Below are 15,240 nucleotides of genomic sequence, written 5' to 3' on the forward strand. Positions count from 1 at the left end.
CAACCGGTGTACGCCGAGAGCGAACGCGTCAGTCGGCGACGGGCCTGGCGTGCCGGGGCGCGCGCTGGACGAACGCCAGGTGCCCGCCCAGGTACCCGCTCGCGGCGACCGTGCCGCCGCCCGCGAGCCCCACGAGCACGCCGAGCCCGCGGCTCCCGCGCCGGCGCAGCAGCCATGACGCCGAGTACAGGCCGAGCGCGACGGAGTTGAGCGCGGCGTGCGCCGTGCCGACGCGCTCGACGCGCGCGGGCGAGCCGGACCAGTCCGCGAGCCCGGTGAGCGCGGCGGGCAGCGCGGACAGCACACCCAGCCCCACCAACCGGTCGGCGGCCGCCCGACCCTGCTCACCGGCGGTCAGGTCGAGCACCATCGCACTGGTCCACATCCCGAGGGGCGCGTCCGTCACGAGCGGGTGCGCGGCGTGGCCGAGCGGCTCGCCGCGTAGGAGTGCGCGCAGTGCCGGCACGCGGTCGAGCTGGGCGGCCGCGCGGCGCAGCGCGTGCGTGGGCCGGTCGAGCCTGCGAGAGGTCTCCAGACGGGTGGCCAGGCGGCGCGGCAGCGCGGCCGCGGGGTGCGTCGGGGTCATGGGGGTCCTCCGATCGGGTGCGCGGCGGATGCGGGCGCGGTGGCCGGACGAGCACCGCGGGCCGGGGGAGCCGCTCCCTGGCACGCTAGGCGGGCGCGTCACCGGGCGCGACCGGGGACGCGGGAGCGGCGGACGACGACCGTGCGCGCCGGACCACCTTGTGGCTCCCGTCGCACCACGGGGCGATGGTGGACGCGTCGCATCGGCACAGCGCCACGACCGCGCGCCGCACGGCGCGGCGCTCACCGGTGGGGGAGACCACCTCGTCCGCGCCGCGCACCAGAAGCGGGCCGCCCGGGCAGGGCGTGGCCCGCAGCGTGTCGGGCTCGTCCGCGCGCGGCTGCCAGGCGGGCGTCATGCCGCGGCCACCAGCGAGGAGCGGCCCGAGTTCCAGGCGCCGAGCAGCGCGTCGGCCACGAGGTCGTCCGCCGCGAGGCACGCCGCGGCGCCGAACAGCACGTCAGGCAGCAGGTCGGGCTCGTCCGCGACGAGGCCGCCCGCCAGGTCCCGGGCCGCGATCTGCTCGTGCACGGCGTCCGCCTCGACGTGCTCGTCGAAGTACTCCGTCGTGCGTTCGTCGTACCCGAGGCGGCGGAACCCGTCGCCGTACTGGCGGTTGGGCAGGGAGGACGTCATCTCGAACGCGGCGAGGTGCCCGACGGCCGCGCCCCGCAGCCGGCGGTTGAGCCCGAACGTCCGCATGACGTTGACGTGCGTGAGCGTCGCCGCGGGGACCCGCGGCAGGTAGTGCCCGTACCGGTCGTCGAGCCCCAGCGCGCGCATGGTCTGCGCGAACAGCGCCGAGTGCATGCGTTCGGGGCGCCCGCCGCCGTACTCGTCGGCCTGGATCTCCACGAGGGCCGCCTTGGCGCGACCGGTCAGCCGCGGGATCGCCCACGTGTGCGGGTCCGCCTCGGCGAGCGTGTAGATCGAGCGGTGCATGACGAGCTCACGCGCCTGGGCGGCGTCGGCCGAGCGTGCGACGAACCGCGCGAGCCCCGGCCCCGGTGTCGGTGCCGTCAGGGCGAACAGCGTCTCCGCCACGTCCCCGCCCGCGGGGTGCTCCGGCACGACGACGGTCGCCCGCAGATCGCGCTCGAGCGCGCGCTCCAGGACCCCGCGCGCGGAGACCAGCGCGGGATCCCACTCGAGGTCGGCCGGCACGCGGTCGAAGCCCCGGTGGTGCAGCTCGTGCAGGAGAAACAGGCTCAGCTGGACGTCGTCGTCCAGGAGGACGTCACGCGCGACCGCCTCGCGGGCCGCGTCGGAGAGCTCGGCCCCGTCCGGCGCAGGAGGCCCGGCGAGCCGGCCGATCACGACCGTGCTGAGCGGTCCTCGTGGTGGTGGCAGCTGCACAGATGTCCCTCGGTCGCGCGAACGCTCCGACCGTGCGGCCGCAGCGGGTGGCCGCTCGGTCGCGGCCCGTACGTCGTCGGCTCGCCCGCACAGGGCGTCCCTTCGATCTGACGGTGGCTCTCGCTCCCCGGCGCGGGCCGCGACCTCTCAGATGCCCGGAGCATATGAAGGGTCCGCCGGGCCCGCATCCGGAGCTCATCCGGTCTCAGACCTCGCCGCCCTCCGCGGGCTCGTCGGGGTGCTCGCGCGGGTCGGACGTGGGCTGAGGCGTGCCGGCCGGGGCGCCCTCGGCGGGCTCGACGGGGTGCTCACGCTGGGTGTCGTCCGTGGTGGACATCGGTTGCTCCGTTCGTCGGGTGGGTCCTTCGATGGTGGGCGCCGCGACGGCCCGCCGCATCCCGGAGTGGTCAGATCCGGGTACGGCGCGCGACCAGGTACAGCACCGTGCCGACGAGGAGCAGAGCCCCGGCGAGCAGCCAGTGCCGTGCCTCCTGCTGCGTGAGCAGCCCCAGGCAGGACCCGATCGCGAGCACGGGTACGGCGGTCCAGGCCCGGAAGTGCGCGTGCTCGACCGGGTCCCGCCGCAGCACCAGGACCGCCACGTTGGTGCTGAGGAAAACCAGCAGCAGGAGCAGCACCACGGTCGAGGCGAGGTCCTCGAGAGAACCGGTCGTGGTCAGGGCCATCGCGACGGCCGTCGTCGTGACGATCGCCACCACGGGCGTGCGGCGGCCGGGCAGGACGCGCCCGAGCGCGGCGGGCAGGAGGCCCTCCTCGGCCATGCCGAACGAGAGGCGGCTGGCCATGATCATCGTCAGCAGGGCGCCGTTCGCCACCGCGACGAGCGCGACGAGCGAGAACACCTCGAGCGGCACGCCGCCCGCGACCTTGACCACCTCGAGCAGGGGTCCGCTCGACGCGGTCAGGTCGGCCGGGTCCACCACCGCGGGTGCCACGAGGCCGACGAGCACGTACACGACCCCCGCCGTCAGGAGCGCGCCGAACAGCGCCCGGGGATAGACGCGCCGGACGTCCCGGACCTCCTCGGCCAGGTTCGCCGAGGTCTCGAAGCCGACGAACGAGTAGAAGGCGATGAGCGCGCCCCCGAGCGTCGCGGCGCCCAGCGAGACGCCGTCGGGCAGCTGCCCGATGCGGCCGGGATCGCCGTCCCCGCGCCCGAGCGCGAGCGCCCCCAGCACGACCACGAGCAGCAGCCCGGAGAGCTCGACGGCGGTCATCACGACGTTCGCGCGCAGCGACTCCCGGATGCCGCGCGCGTTCAGCGCGGCCACCAGCGCGAGGAACACGAGCGCCGCGGGCACCGCGGGGACGTCGAGGAACGTGCCGAGGTAGTCACCCGCGAACGCCAGCGAGAGCCCGGCGGCCGACGTGACGCCCGCGGCGAGCATGCTGAAGCCCACCAGGAAGGACAGCCACGGGCGCCCGAACGCGCGCTGGGCGAACACCGCCGAGCCGCCCGCCCGCGGGTACTTGGTCACGAGCTCTGCGTACGACGCCGCCGTGAGGAGCGCCATCGCGAGCGCGACCACCAGGGGCAGCCAGAGCACGCCGCCGGCCTCGTCCGCCAGCACGCCGACCAGCGCATAGACCCCGGCGCCGAGCACGTCGCCGAGGATGAACAGGAAGAGCAGGGGACCGGTCACCGCGCGCCGCAGACGCGTCGGCTCGTCGCCGGCAGAGCCGTCCGAGGGATGCGGGCCGGTCGCGGTGGGGGAGTCGGTCATCGCCCGAGTATCGGCTTCACCCGCGGGGGCCGCGCGGCGTGGGTCGCACGCTCCCGCCGCGCGCACCGCCGCCTGCGGCCGCATGCTGGCACCGGACCCACGAGCATCGCCGAGAGGACCGCCATGCGTGCACTGACCTGGCAAGGACGCGAGGACGTCAGCGTCGAGACCGTGCCCGACCCGACCATCCAGGAGCCGACCGACGCGGTCGTGCGGATCACGTCGACCGCCATCTGCGGCTCCGACCTGCACCTGTACGGCGTGCTCGGGATGTTCCTGGACGCGGGCGACATCCTGGGCCACGAGGCGATGGGTGTCGTCGAGGCGGTCGGTGAGCGCGCGGGGGAGCGCCTGCGGGTGGGGGACCGCGTCGTGGTGCCGTTCGGGATCGCGTGCGGCACCTGCCTGATGTGCCGGCGAGGCCTGCAGTCGCAGTGCGAGACCACGCAGGTCCGGGAGCAGGGCAAGGGTGCGGCGCTGTTCGGCTACACGCGGCTGTACGGGAGCGTGCCGGGTGGCCAGGCCCAGTACCTGCGCGTGCCGCAGGCGCACTACGGACCCGTGGTCGTGCCCGACGACGGCGCGCCCGACGAGCGCTACCTGTACCTGTCGGACGTGCTGCCGACCGCATGGCAGGCGGTCCAGTACGCCGACGTGCCGCCCGGTGGCACGGTCGCGGTGCTCGGTCTCGGGCCCATCGGCCAGATGGCGGCGCGCATCGCACGGCACCGCGGCGCCGCGCGCGTGATCGGCGTCGACTCGGTCCCGGAACGGCGCGCCATGGCGCAGCGCCACGGCATCGACGTGGTCGACGCCGGCTCCGAGGACGTCGCGGGGGCACTCCGGGACCTGACCGACGGCCGCGGGCCGGACAGCGTGATCGACGCGGTCGGCATGGAGGCGCACGGCTCGCCGTTCGCCGAGACGACGCAGCGCGTCGTCGGGATGCTGCCGGACGCGCTCGCGGCGCCCATGACCGAGAAAGCGGGTGCCGACCGGCTGGCCGCGCTGCTCACCGCGATCGACGCGGTCCGCCGCGGCGGCACGCTGTCCATCTCGGGCGTGTACGGCGGTGCCAAGGACCCGCTGCCGCTCATGCAGATGTTCGACAAGCAGGTGACGCTGCGGATGGGCCAGGCGAACGTCCGACGGTGGATCGACGACCTGCTGCCCCTGGTGCAGGACGACGCGGACCCGCTCGGCGTGCTCGACCTGCGCACGCACCGCGTGGCGCTCGAGGACGCACCCGCGGCGTACCGGACGTTCCAGCGCAAGGAGGACGGCTGCATCAAGGTCGTGCTCGACCCGGCCGCGCCGCGTGCGGCGGCCGAGGTCCCGGCGTGAGCGCGCAGCCGTCGCGGTACCTGTCCACGTACCTCGACGACCACCTCTCGGGTGCGACGGTCGCGCTCAACCGCGTGCGTCGGTCCTCGCGGACGTTCGCCGGGACGCCCGCGGGTGACGTGCTCGCGCCGATCGCCGAGCAGCTCGAGGACGAGCGGGAGTTCCTGGTCGCCACGGCCGAGCGCCTCGGGGTGCACGTGAGCCGGTACAAGCTCGCGGGGGCGTGGGTGGCCGAGCGCGTCGGCCGGCTCAAGCCCAACGGGCACGTGCGCGGACCGTCCCCGCTGAGCGCGCTGCTCGAGGTCGAGCTGCTGCGGGGCGGCGTCACCGCGAAGGCCAGCCTGTGGGACGCGCTCGACGAGCTCGCCGACGCGGGTGTCGAGGGGATCGACCGGACCCGCGTGGCCGTGTTCCGCCGCCAGGCCGACGAGCAGGTCGCCTCGCTCACCGCGTTGGCCGCGCGTCTGCGCCGGCCGGTCCTGGGCGGGCGCGACTGACGCCCGTCGAGAGTCAGTGCACCTGGAGCTCGAGCAGGGACGCGGGGAGCGCGTCGACCAGCTCACGCGCCAGGAAGCCGACCGGGCCGACCCCCGCCGCGAGACGGTCGCCCGCGGCGCCGTGCAGCGCGACGCCCCAGCAGGTGGCGCGGGGCAGGTCGGTGCCGCCCGCGAGCAGGCCCGCGACGGCCCCCGCGAGCACGTCGCCGCTGCCGGACGTGCCGAGCCCGGAGTGGCCGCTCGCGGACGACCAGAGCTCGCCCGCGGGGGTCGCCACGACGCCCGACAGCGCGACGACGGCGCCGTAGCGCTCGGCGATCGCGCGCGCCGCGTCGTGCGGTGGACGGTCGGCGTCGTCCAGGAGCCGCTGCGCCTCCTGCGTGTTGGGCGTCAGCACCAGACGACCCGCGAGCCGGTCGTGCACGTCATCGAGGTCGGGCAGCACACCGAGCGCGAACGCGTCGAGCAGCACCGGGGTGCCGTCCTCGAGCAGCGCGCACACGTCCTCGAGCACGGCCCGGGTGCCCGCCGCGTCGTCGAGGCCGGGTCCGACGACGACCGCCGCGGCACGGGCCACCTCGTCGCCCACCACGTCACGCGGCGCGCGCAGCACCGCGCCGGCGGGACCCTCGGGCAGGCCCAGGACGCCCGCCTCGGGCGTCGCGACCGCGAGCGTGGGTGCGACCGACTCCGCGACCGCGAGCGTCAGCCGACCCGCTCCGACGCGCAGCGCCGCGAGACCGGCGAGCAGGGCCGCACCCGGCGTCCGGCGCGCTCCGCCGATCACCAGGACGCCACCCCGGTCGTCCTTGTCACCCGTGCGGTCGGGCAGCGCCCAGGTCCGCAGGAGCGCGGGTGTGATCGCCACCCCCGGGCGGGCCGCGTCAGCGTCCACGGGCGTCCGTCCCCTCGTGCTCGGTGACCGGCGCGTCGAGCGCGGCGAGGTGCCGCACGTCGTCGAACGCGGCGGTGCGCCACGCGCCGTCGGCGTGCTCCAGGACGCTCACCGACGCGTTCCGCACGCCGCGTGCACCCACCAGGTCGAACAGCTCGTCCTCGGTCAGCTCCTCGAGCACGTAGCGCAGCAGCGCGACGGGCGCGTCGTGCGTCACGACGAGCACGCGTTCGCCGTCGTGCCGGGCACCGAGGTCGACGAGGAGCGAGCGCAGCCGCAGCGCCACGTCGGCCCAGGACTCGCCGCCCGGCGGGCGGTGGTACAGCTTGCCGAGGTGCGCGCGCCGCGCGGCCTCGTCGGGCAGCAGCCGGGCGACCCCGCGCGCGGTCAGACGGTCGGTGATGCCGAGCTCGCGGTCCCGCAGCCGCTCGTCGAGCCGGAGCCGCAGGTCCAGCCCCGCCGCGGCGAGCGCGGTGGTGGCCGTCTGGCGCGCCCGCAGGTACGGCGAGCACCAGACCGCGTGCGGCCGGTCGTGCTCCGGGAGCGCGCGCCACCACGTGCCGAGCGCGCGTGCCTGCTCCTGCCCTCGGTCGGACAGCGGGGTGTCGGCGTCGCGCGTCTCCAGCTCGAGGCGTTCGGCCCCGGACTCGGCGGCGGCCGCGGCCGCGAGGTTGCCCACGCTCTCGCCGTGCCGGACGAGCACGAGCGCGGCGGGCGCCGGGACCGTCACGGTGCGACCACCGGCGTGACCGGACCGCCGAGCACGCGGCGGCGCGGGTGCAGGGGCCGGCTCCCCGTCCCGGCACCCTCGGCCAGCCCGTCCACGACGTCGGCGAGCGACTGCCGCGCGGTGCGGGTGGCGCGCCAGCCGAGCTCGCGCACCCGTGTCGTGTCGAGCAGGGGCGCGCCCAGCGCCATGTCGAGCCACCCGGGTCCGACGACCGCGAGGCGTGCTTCCCAGGCGGCCAGGAGCGCGGTGCGCAGCGGCGTGACGGGCAGCTCGAGCACCCGGCGTGCCCTCAGCACCTCGGCGACGTCGCGCGCGTGCAGCACGTCGTCGGCCGCGACGTTGAACGCGCCCTCCGCGCGCTGCAGCGCGATGCGGACGTACGCGTCCGCGAGGTCGTCGGCGTGGACGGCCTGCAGCCGCAGCCCCGCGGGCCAGGGCAGCACGGGCAGCGGCCCGCCGAGCGCGCGCTTGGGCACCAGCGGACCGAGGAACAGCCGGCCGACCTCGGCACCCGCGTCGCGCTGGAACACCAGTGCCGAGCGCACGCGCGCGACCGCGAGCCCGCGTGCGACCGCGGCGTCGAGCAGCTCCTCGACCGCGGCCTTGTCGGTGCTGTAGCTCGACGACGCGAGCCCGGTGGCGGGCCAGTGCTCGGCACGGGGCACGTCGTCGTGCGCCGCCGCATACGCGCCGACCGAGGACGCGACGACGACGTGCGGCACGCCCGCGCGATCGACCGCCCGGAGCACCGCCTCGGTCCCGGCGACGTTGGTGGAGCGCAGCGCATCGCGGTCGTGACTCGGCTGGATGGCCCACGCCAGGTGGACCACGGCGTCCATGCCGTCGAACGCGCGCGCCAGCCGGTCCTCGGCGTCGGGTGCGCCCACGTCGCACGCGACCCATCGGCGCACCGTGTCGTAGGGCGCGGGGACGCGGGCGCGCGGCACGCGCCGAGCGACGCCGACGACCTCCCCGACGGTGCCCTGCGTGGCCAGGCGACGCAGCACGGCCGTGCCCACGTTGCCCGTGCAGCCGGTCACGGCGATCTTCATGAGCAGTCCTCCCGGTGGTCCTCGCCCATGGTCGGCGCGGGTGGGGCGCGGCGCATCCCGGGGACCGGCCCACGCGCCGGCGTGGCTCAGCCGAGCAGTGCGCGCAACGTGCGTGCGTTGCGCACCGCGTGACCCTCGCCGTCGTTGTTGAAGTACGCCACCACGTCGTGCCCGCCCTCGTCCCACTCGCGGATGCGGTCGGCCCACCAGCGCAGGTCGTCGTCGCTGTACGAGCCCGCATACAGGTGGTGGTGGTCGGGCCCGTGCAGCCGCACGTACACCAGGCGGGCCGTGGCCCGCAGGACGCACGGGATCCCCGCGCCGCTGACCACGACGTACGCCGCACCGTGCCGCGCGAGCAGGTCGAAGACCTCGTCGGTCTGCCACGACGGGTGGCGCAGCTCGACCGCGACCTGCACCCACGCGGGCATGCCGGCCAGGAACCAGTCGAGGCGTGCGTCGTCGCGCTCGTGGTCCGGGCGCAGCTGCACCAGGAGCGGGCCCCGGCGGTCGCCCAGCTCGTGCAGGCCGCGCGTCACGCGCTCGGTCCACGTCTCGGGCTCGAGCAGGCGGCGCGCGTGCGTCAGGCCGCGCGGCGCCTTGACGGTCATGATGAACCCGGGCGGGAGCCGGGCGCGCCAGGACGCGAACGCCGCGTCGCGCGGCCACCGGTAGAAGCTCGCGTTGAGCTCGACGGTGTCGAGCTCGGCCACGTACCGCTCGAGCCTGCGGGCGGCCGGCAGGCCCGGGGGGTAGAGCACGTCCGTCCAGTGGTCGTACGACCACCCGGACGTCCCGATCCTGATGCTCACGCGGCGGCTCCCGGACGACGACGGGTCGCGGCGACGCTACCCGCGCTCGTCGTCCTCGGCAGTCCGGGCGATCACCATCGGCGTGAGCCCGTCCGGCACCGGTGCGCGGCCCGGGCCGCCCGCCTGCAGCCACTCCTCGAGCAGCCCGGTGGCGGGGTCGCCGGCCAGACGCTCGAACCACACCGGTCGCGCGCCCGCGTGGCGCGCCGCGCGGGTCGGGCGCGCGACCACCACGTCGCCGCGCTCGCACTCGTCGAGGCACTCGACGAAGGTCAGGCGCGCGGCACCGCGTGCGGCCACCTCCCGGAGCCGGCCGGCCTGACCTCCCGGGCAGTCGTCGGTGTCGCCGAGCGTCTCGCCCGCGCACAGCGAGCACGCGGTGAGCCCCGGCACCGAGGTCCCCGCCGGTCGGGGCGTCTGGTGGTCTGGCACCCGCGCACCTTACGTGCCGCGCGACGATCCTCCCGCGTCGCCCCGTCAAGATTCGATGAAGGAGGCGGGCGGTCGGCGCCCCACCCAGCAAGATGGCCCCGTGACACCCACCACCGGCGCCCCCCGCAGACGTGCCGTCGTCGTCGACGACGAGGCCGCCCTGGCCGACCTGGTCGCCGGGTACCTCGAGCGGGACGGCTTCGAGGTCACGGTCTGCCATGAGGGCGGCGAGGCGGTGGAGGTCGTGCGCCGCGTCGACCCTGACCTGGTGGTGCTGGACCTGAACCTGCCCGGCCTCGACGGCGTCGAGGTGTGCCGACGCGTGCGCACGTTCTCCGACTGCTACGTGGTCATGCTGACGGCGCGCGCCGAGGAGGTGGACACGCTGATCGGCCTGTCGGTGGGGGCGGACGACTACCTGACGAAGCCGTTCAGCCCGCGCGAGCTCGTCGCGCGCGTCGCCGCGCTCCTGCGACGACCCCGGCGCGGGCCGGCCGCTGCTGACGCACCCGAGCCGGCGCTGCACGTGGGTGACCTGCGCATCGACGTCGCCGCACGCGAGGTCCGTCGCGCGGGCGGCCTGATCGCGCTCACGCGCACCGAGTTCGACGTGCTCGCGGCACTCGCAGCGCGCCCGGGCCGCGTGGTCACGCGCCGAGCGCTCATCGACACGGTCTGGGGTCCGGGCTGGGTGGGGGACGAGCACCTCGTCGACGTGCACGTGCTGCACGTGCGCCAGAAGCTCGGCGACACGGCCGAGGCGCAGCGCTACGTGCGTACCGTGCGCGGCGTCGGCTACCGGATCGGCCCGGGCGCATGACGGCACCCGCGTCCGGCCCGCCGCCCCGGTCGGCGCCGGCCGGGGTCGCCCGTGGGCTGGGTGCCCGCCTGCTCACCGCCCTCGTGGTGGTGCTCGTGGCGGGCGGCGCGACCGCGTGGCTGGTCGCCGCGGCCGTCGGGCCGGGCCTGTTCCACACGCACATGGTCAGCGCCGGGCTGGGTGACCACGACGCCGCGGTCCTGCACGCCGAACGCGCGTTCCGCGAGGCGAGCACGGTGGCCCTCGCGGTGGCCCTCGGCGCCGCCGCGGTCGCATCCGTGGCCGTGAGCCTGGTCCTGACACGGCGCATCGGCCGGTCTCTCGCCGCGGTGTCCGCCGCGACCGCACGGCTGGCTGCGGGGCGGTACGACGAACGCGTGCCCGCGTCCGCGCTCGGCGCCGAGTTCGACGAGCTCGCGGCCTCGGTCAACGCGCTCGCCGCACGACTGCAGGACGCCGAGCGCCTGCGCGCGCGCCTGCTGGCCGATGTCGCGCACGAGCTCCGGACGCCCGTCGCGACGCTCACGGGCTATCTCGAGGCGGTCGAGGACGGTGTGCGCCCGCTCGACGCGTCGACGATCGCGGTGCTGCGCGACCAGGCTGTGCGCCTGACGCGCCTCGCACAGGACCTCGCGGACGTCACGCACGCCGAGGGCGGGGACCTGGTGCTCGACCGGGCCCCGGTCGCACCCGTCGACCTGCTCCGCGCCGCGGGCGCGGCGCACGAGCCCGTCCCGGGGGGCCCGGCGCTCGTCGTCGACGCGGCACCCGGCCTGCCACGCGTCCGCGTGGACCGCACGCGCATGGCCCAGGTGCTCGACAACCTCGTCGCCAACGCGGTGCGGCACACGCCGCCCGAGGGGACGGTGACGCTCACCGCGACCCGCACGGGCACGGGTGTGCAGCTGAGCGTCACCGACACCGGCGAGGGCATCGCCGCCGAGGACCTGCCCCACGTCTTCGAACGCTTCTACCGCGCGGGCACGGCACGGGACCGCACGCACGGCGGCGCGGGCATCGGGCTGGCGATCAGCCGGGCGCTCACCGAGGCGCACGGGGGCACGCTCACCGCGACGAGCGCCGGGCCCGGAGCGGGCGCCACGTTCACCGTGACGCTCCCGGTCGACTGAGCCACGGGGCGGGTGCGCCCGGCTCAGTGGGTCATGCCCTCCATCGTCGTGCCGTCGTCCATGACGTGGCTCGGGTCCCACCCCGTGACCCCGGGGTCGACCATGCCCGCGATCATCGCGACGTGCGCGACCACCAGGAACACGCCGACCAGCGTGGCGTGCACGCGCAGCCGGTGCTCGGGGGTCCAGCCCGCGCCCACCACGCGCGTCTCGAGCAGGCTCAGCCCCGCGAGCGGCACGACGCCCAGCAGGTAGAAGCCGACCGCCACGACGTCGACCCACCCGCGCCACGCGCCCGAGGTGGTCAGCGGCACGACCGCGTGCCGGGTCAGGTACACCACGATGCCCACGAACCAGAACCCTCCGACCAGGCCCGCGTACCGGTTGAGCGCCGCGACGGCCGGGTGGACCGTCCGGCGGAACAGGATCGCGAGCTCGGTGACGGCGACGGTCTCCGCGAGGATCACGGGCACCGCCATGAACAGCAGCAGGTTCCACGGCTGGTTCGCCGCGAGCAGGCCCATGTAGTGCGTCGAGCCCATGTCCGGACCTGCGGGCCAGGCGGGCAGCAGCAGCGCGACGACGACCACGGCGAACGCGGCCACGCCGACGAGGGCGACGCGCAGCGCAGGGGGGACCGAGGACCGCTCGTGATCGGACGTGCGCAGGGGCGTGGGGGCGAGGTCGACCACGGAGGGCTCCTTCGGGCGGGTGCGGGGCGTGTCTGGCGACCCCACCCTCCTCCGGCGCCCCGGACGAGGTCCGACTGACGGACGATGAAGAACCGATGAAGCCCGCGCCCGACGAGCCACCCGGCGAGCCGCACCGGGACCTGGGTCCCGGTGGGCGCCCCTCCACCTGAGACCGCGCCGGGCGTGCCGCACGCCGCCGGATACCGTGGGCCGGTGCCCGCACCGACCGGACACGCCCGCTTCGCCGGCGTGCTGCTCCACGACGTCGTCGAGTGCGTCGACGTGCGTGCGACGCCCGAGCGCCTGCGCACGCCGGGGTGGTGGGCGCTCGTGGGGGAGTTCGAGGGCGACGTGCGGGCGTGGCGCTTCGCGTCGGCGGACGAGTGCGCGGACGCCGAGCCCGAGGGTGCGGCGGACACCCCCGCCTGGCACGGCCCGCGCGCCGACGACTGGACGTCGTCGCTGGACCGGGCGGCGTACACCGCGGCCGTGCAGCGCGTGCGTGAGCACGTGCGGGAGGGCGACGTCTACCAGGCCAACCTCTGCCGCGTGCTGTCTGCGCCGCTCGCCGGCTCGCGCGGGGGCGAGCCGGACGCAGCCGCGCTCGCGCGGCGCCTGGCGTCCGGCAACCCGGCACCGTACGCGGGCCACGTGCACGTCCCGGCCGGGGCGCCCGTGCCCGCCGCGGGCGGGCCGGACCCGTCGGTGTGGGTGGTCAGCGCGTCGCCCGAGCTGTTCCTGGACCTCGCCGACGGCGTCCTGACGTCGGCGCCCATCAAGGGCACGGCGGCCACGCCCGCCGGACTGACGCCGAAGGACACGGCGGAGAACGTCATGATCACGGACCTGGTCCGCAACGACCTGCAGCGCGTGAGCGACCCGGGTTCGGTCGAGGTGACCCAGCTGCTGGGGCTCGAGCACCACCCGGGGCTGGTGCATCTCGTGTCCACCGTCACCGGTGCGCTCGCACCCGCGGTCCGTGCAGCGCCGGACCTGTGGGGGCGGCTGCTGGCCGCGACGTACCCGCCGGGGTCGGTCTCGGGCGCGCCCAAGTCCGCGGCGCTGCGGGTCGTCGCCGAGCTCGAACCCGTGCCACGGGGGCCGTACTGCGGGCTGGTCGGCTGGCTGCACAACGGGCAGGACGGCGCCGTGCGCGCGCGCCTCGCGGTCGGCATCCGCACGTTCTGGTGGACGCCGCAGGAGGGCGGTGTGCTGCGCTTCGGGACGGGCGCCGGCATCACGTGGGGCAGCGACCCCGAGGCGGAGTGGGCCGAGACCGAGCTCAAGGCCGCGCGGCTGATCGGCCTCGCGTCGCGCTGACCTCCGCCCGCGCCGGACGCGCGTGCCAGACTGCCGCCATGAGCGTCGTGATCTGGGCGGACGGCCGGCTGCACGCCCCGCAGGACCGCATCGTGACCGGCGTGGACCACGGTCTGACGGTGGGCGACGGCGTGTTCGAGACGTGCGCGGTCTACGACGGCCAGGCGTTCGCGCTCACGCGCCACCTGCGCCGGCTCGCGAGGTCCGCCGCGGGCCTGGGCCTCCCGGCACCCGACGAGGGAGCGGTACGGGACGGGGTCGCGCAGGTGCTCGCCGCGGCGCCGGACGCGGGCCGCGTGCGCGTGACCTACACCGGTGGCCCGGGCCCGCTGGGCTCGCACCGCGACGCCCCGGACACGCAGCGGCCGGTGCTCGTGGTGCTGGCCGGTCCGGCGAGCCGGGCCGCCACCAGCCGCGTGGTGCGCGTCCCGTGGGTGCGCAACGAGCGTTCGGCGGTCGCCGGCCTCAAGACGACGTCGTACGCGGAGAACGTGGTCGCGCTGGCCGAGGCGCACCGGCGTGGGGCCGACGAGGCCGTCCTCGCCAACACCGTGGGTGAGCTGTGCGAGGGCACCGCATCCAACGTGCTGGTCGAGCGCGCGGGCGAGCTCCTGACGCCGCCGCTGTCCAGCGGGTGCCTCGCGGGCATCACGCGCGAGCTGCTGCTCGAGTGGGGTGCGGCGGCCGGGCTGCCGGTGCGCGAGGCCGCACCGGGCGAGCTGGCGTACGCGGTGCTCGAGGACGTGCTGCGGGGGACGGCGTACCTCGCGCTGACGGGCTCGATCCGCAACGTCTCACCCGTGGTCGCCGTGGACGGCGCCCCGGTCGTGGCGGGCGAGCTGGTGCAGGCGGCGGCCGACCTGTTCCAGCGTCGGGTGGGCGACGACCTCGACCCGTAGTCGCCGCAGACGGCGACGGCCCGGCTCCGTCACGAGGACGGGCCGGGCCGTGGCCGACGGGGTCAGGCGGTGAGCAGCGCCGCGATGAACGCCGAGATCTCCGACTCCATGCGGTCGCTCTCGGAGCCGAGGGGGACCAGCGACTCCGTGGTCGCCAGGAAGCGCAGGATGGGTTCGCTGGGCGCCGCGAGAAGCGCGCTGCCCTCGACGCCGCTGAGCGACACCAGTGCGTAGTCCGGGTCTTCGTCACGCCACACCTGGACGTCGCCACTTCCGGCCGGCGCGTCGGCTGCGGCGTGCATCCCCATGGAGAGCAGCTCGCGGCCGATGAGCCAGGTCGACATCGTGTGCGGGCCGGTGAAGACCGCGCGCACGGTGTACGGATCCGTGGTCCGGAAGGAGAGCTCTGCGCTGACGGGGATGACGCTCGCATCGCTCCCGATGAGCTGCATGGCGACGACCTCGACGACGTCATACGACGAATGCGTCATCGGGTCCTCCTCTTCGCAATGGGCTGTTGTCCCATCATGGCAGCGTGTTTGCCCGATTGACCCGTTCCCGGGCACAGGTTCACCCGGAGGGACGCGCCTGAACCGTTCTCCGGCGGGGTGCTACCGCCCAGGCGAGGTGCACAGGCATCCACCGCAGGGTCGCACGCTCCCCGTGTGGGTGACAAGACGACCCGGTTGCTCGGGGCGACAGAATCGGGCTCGCGCGAGGCGTGCGGACACGTCGGGAGTCCCGTTTCGGATTCTGGCCCGGGTCCGGGTAGCATCGTCGTCGCGCCGCCCCAGGGTGGTGCTCCGTCAGGCTGTTCCCGGTTCTTCGGGATGGCCGCGGGCGATTGGCTCAGTGGTAGAGCGCCTCGTTCACACCGAGGAGGTCACTGGTTCGAACCCAGTATCGCCCACGCACGTCACGAGGGCCGGT

General features: G+C 75.7%; 18 protein-coding genes and 1 tRNA gene. 7 read left to right on the plus strand and 12 right to left on the minus strand.

Translation table 11 applies throughout. The features are described 5' to 3' along the window. Positions 1–28: 28 nt before the first annotated feature. The 5 genes from CELGI_RS07830 to CELGI_RS07845 form a co-directional block, all read right to left on the minus strand. Positions 29–586: a DUF2231 domain-containing protein gene (locus tag CELGI_RS07830; RefSeq protein ID WP_013883581.1), complete on the minus strand. Its 558-nt coding sequence runs from the start codon at positions 584–586 to the stop codon at positions 29–31. An 85-nt stretch (positions 587–671) separates the two neighbouring features. Then, positions 672–944 (minus strand): CDGSH iron-sulfur domain-containing protein, encoded by a 273-nt coding sequence (locus tag CELGI_RS07835; RefSeq protein ID WP_013883582.1) that lies wholly within the window; start codon positions 942–944, stop codon positions 672–674. Beyond that, positions 941–1,942 (minus strand): iron-containing redox enzyme family protein, encoded by a 1,002-nt coding sequence (locus tag CELGI_RS07840; RefSeq protein ID WP_041574153.1) that lies wholly within the window; start codon positions 1,940–1,942, stop codon positions 941–943. Before CELGI_RS07840 ends, CELGI_RS07835 begins: the two co-directional genes overlap by 4 nt. A 205-nt stretch (positions 1,943–2,147) precedes the next feature. Next, the gene (locus CELGI_RS17705; protein ID WP_013883584.1) at positions 2,148–2,279 is read right to left on the minus strand and encodes a hypothetical protein; all 132 of its coding nucleotides are present in this window, start codon (positions 2,277–2,279) and stop codon (positions 2,148–2,150) included. 70 nt (positions 2,280–2,349) lie between these two features. Further along, positions 2,350–3,687 carry an APC family permease gene (locus CELGI_RS07845; RefSeq protein ID WP_013883585.1) on the minus strand — a complete coding sequence of 446 codons (1,338 nt, stop codon included), beginning with the start codon at positions 3,685–3,687 and terminating at the stop codon, positions 2,350–2,352. Positions 3,688–3,810: 123 nt separating this feature from the next. On the opposite strand from CELGI_RS07845, the gene CELGI_RS07850 reads away from it, so the two are divergent. Together CELGI_RS07850 and CELGI_RS07855 are read left to right on the plus strand one after the other, a co-directional pair. After that, complete coding sequence (locus CELGI_RS07850) at positions 3,811–5,031, plus strand: zinc-dependent alcohol dehydrogenase (protein WP_013883586.1); 1,221 nt, start codon at positions 3,811–3,813, stop codon at positions 5,029–5,031. Next, a complete protein-coding gene (locus tag CELGI_RS07855; RefSeq protein WP_013883587.1) occupies positions 5,028–5,528 on the plus strand; it encodes a hypothetical protein in 501 nt (166 codons plus the stop codon). The genes CELGI_RS07850 and CELGI_RS07855 overlap by 4 nt, the downstream gene beginning before the upstream one ends. Before the next feature lie 13 nt (positions 5,529–5,541). Here the strand turns inward: CELGI_RS07855 and CELGI_RS07860 are convergent, their stop codons facing one another. The 5 genes from CELGI_RS07860 to CELGI_RS07880 form a co-directional block, all read right to left on the minus strand. Continuing rightward, positions 5,542–6,423, minus strand: coding sequence for an NAD(P)H-hydrate dehydratase (locus CELGI_RS07860; RefSeq protein ID WP_013883588.1), 882 nt, complete (start codon positions 6,421–6,423; stop codon positions 5,542–5,544). Next, a complete protein-coding gene (locus tag CELGI_RS07865) occupies positions 6,413–7,153 on the minus strand; it encodes a histidine phosphatase family protein (protein WP_013883589.1) in 741 nt (246 codons plus the stop codon). Before CELGI_RS07865 ends, CELGI_RS07860 begins: the two co-directional genes overlap by 11 nt. Continuing rightward, complete coding sequence (locus CELGI_RS07870; RefSeq protein ID WP_013883590.1) at positions 7,150–8,205, minus strand: NAD-dependent epimerase/dehydratase family protein; 1,056 nt, start codon at positions 8,203–8,205, stop codon at positions 7,150–7,152. The genes CELGI_RS07865 and CELGI_RS07870 overlap by 4 nt, the downstream gene beginning before the upstream one ends. Positions 8,206–8,291: 86 nt before the next feature. Further along, the gene (locus tag CELGI_RS07875; protein WP_013883591.1) at positions 8,292–9,017 is read right to left on the minus strand and encodes a DUF72 domain-containing protein; all 726 of its coding nucleotides are present in this window, start codon (positions 9,015–9,017) and stop codon (positions 8,292–8,294) included. A gap of 36 nt (positions 9,018–9,053) precedes the next feature. Continuing rightward, the gene (locus CELGI_RS07880; protein WP_150104693.1) at positions 9,054–9,449 is read right to left on the minus strand and encodes a hypothetical protein; all 396 of its coding nucleotides are present in this window, start codon (positions 9,447–9,449) and stop codon (positions 9,054–9,056) included. A 55-nt stretch (positions 9,450–9,504) separates the two neighbouring features. Between CELGI_RS07880 and CELGI_RS07885 the strand changes: the two genes are divergently transcribed. Continuing rightward, complete coding sequence (locus tag CELGI_RS07885) at positions 9,505–10,269, plus strand: response regulator transcription factor (RefSeq protein ID WP_013883593.1); 765 nt, start codon at positions 9,505–9,507, stop codon at positions 10,267–10,269. Next, positions 10,266–11,399, plus strand: a complete 1,134-nt coding sequence (locus CELGI_RS07890; protein WP_013883594.1) for a HAMP domain-containing sensor histidine kinase — start codon at positions 10,266–10,268, stop codon at positions 11,397–11,399. Before CELGI_RS07885 ends, CELGI_RS07890 begins: the two co-directional genes overlap by 4 nt. 23 nt (positions 11,400–11,422) lie before the next feature. On the opposite strand, the gene CELGI_RS07895 is transcribed toward CELGI_RS07890, so the two are convergent. Beyond that, on the minus strand, positions 11,423–12,091 hold the full coding sequence (locus CELGI_RS07895) for a DUF6803 family protein (RefSeq protein WP_013883595.1): 669 nt from the start codon (positions 12,089–12,091) through the stop codon (positions 11,423–11,425). A gap of 213 nt (positions 12,092–12,304) precedes the next feature. Between CELGI_RS07895 and CELGI_RS07900 the strand changes: the two genes are divergently transcribed. Both CELGI_RS07900 and CELGI_RS07905 read left to right on the plus strand, forming a co-directional pair. After that, positions 12,305–13,411 carry a chorismate-binding protein gene (locus CELGI_RS07900; protein WP_041574155.1) on the plus strand — a complete coding sequence of 369 codons (1,107 nt, stop codon included), beginning with the start codon at positions 12,305–12,307 and terminating at the stop codon, positions 13,409–13,411. A 38-nt stretch (positions 13,412–13,449) separates the two neighbouring features. After that, complete coding sequence (locus CELGI_RS07905) at positions 13,450–14,310, plus strand: aminotransferase class IV (RefSeq protein WP_013883597.1); 861 nt, start codon at positions 13,450–13,452, stop codon at positions 14,308–14,310. A 62-nt stretch (positions 14,311–14,372) separates the two neighbouring features. Here CELGI_RS07905 and CELGI_RS07910 read toward each other — a convergent pair whose 3' ends face one another. Beyond that, positions 14,373–14,801 (minus strand): SsgA family sporulation/cell division regulator, encoded by a 429-nt coding sequence (locus tag CELGI_RS07910; RefSeq protein WP_013883598.1) that lies wholly within the window; start codon positions 14,799–14,801, stop codon positions 14,373–14,375. A gap of 347 nt (positions 14,802–15,148) precedes the next feature. On the opposite strand from CELGI_RS07910, the gene CELGI_RS07915 reads away from it, so the two are divergent. After that, positions 15,149–15,220: transfer RNA gene (locus CELGI_RS07915), tRNA-Val, on the plus strand. Positions 15,221–15,240: the final 20 nt, after the last annotated feature.

This window comes from Cellulomonas gilvus ATCC 13127 (assembly GCF_000218545.1).
Lineage (GTDB): Bacteria > Actinomycetota > Actinomycetes > Actinomycetales > Cellulomonadaceae > Cellulomonas > Cellulomonas gilvus.

Coding starts and splice junctions, on each gene's coding strand:
- CELGI_RS07830 (WP_013883581.1), bottom strand. CDS start 586: ATGACCCCGACGCACCCCGCGGCCGCGCTGCCGCGCCGCCTGGCCACC.
- CELGI_RS07835 (WP_013883582.1), bottom strand. CDS start 944: ATGACGCCCGCCTGGCAGCCGCGCGCGGACGAGCCCGACACGCTGCGG.
- CELGI_RS17705 (WP_013883584.1), bottom strand. CDS start 2,279: ATGTCCACCACGGACGACACCCAGCGTGAGCACCCCGTCGAGCCCGCC.
- CELGI_RS07845 (WP_013883585.1), bottom strand. CDS start 3,687: ATGACCGACTCCCCCACCGCGACCGGCCCGCATCCCTCGGACGGCTCT.
- CELGI_RS07850 (WP_013883586.1), top strand. CDS start 3,811: ATGCGTGCACTGACCTGGCAAGGACGCGAGGACGTCAGCGTCGAGACC.
- CELGI_RS07870 (WP_013883590.1), bottom strand. CDS start 8,205: ATGAAGATCGCCGTGACCGGCTGCACGGGCAACGTGGGCACGGCCGTG.
- CELGI_RS07885 (WP_013883593.1), top strand. CDS start 9,505: ATGAAGGAGGCGGGCGGTCGGCGCCCCACCCAGCAAGATGGCCCCGTG.
- CELGI_RS07890 (WP_013883594.1), top strand. CDS start 10,266: ATGACGGCACCCGCGTCCGGCCCGCCGCCCCGGTCGGCGCCGGCCGGG.
- CELGI_RS07905 (WP_013883597.1), top strand. CDS start 13,450: ATGAGCGTCGTGATCTGGGCGGACGGCCGGCTGCACGCCCCGCAGGAC.
- CELGI_RS07910 (WP_013883598.1), bottom strand. CDS start 14,801: ATGACGCATTCGTCGTATGACGTCGTCGAGGTCGTCGCCATGCAGCTC.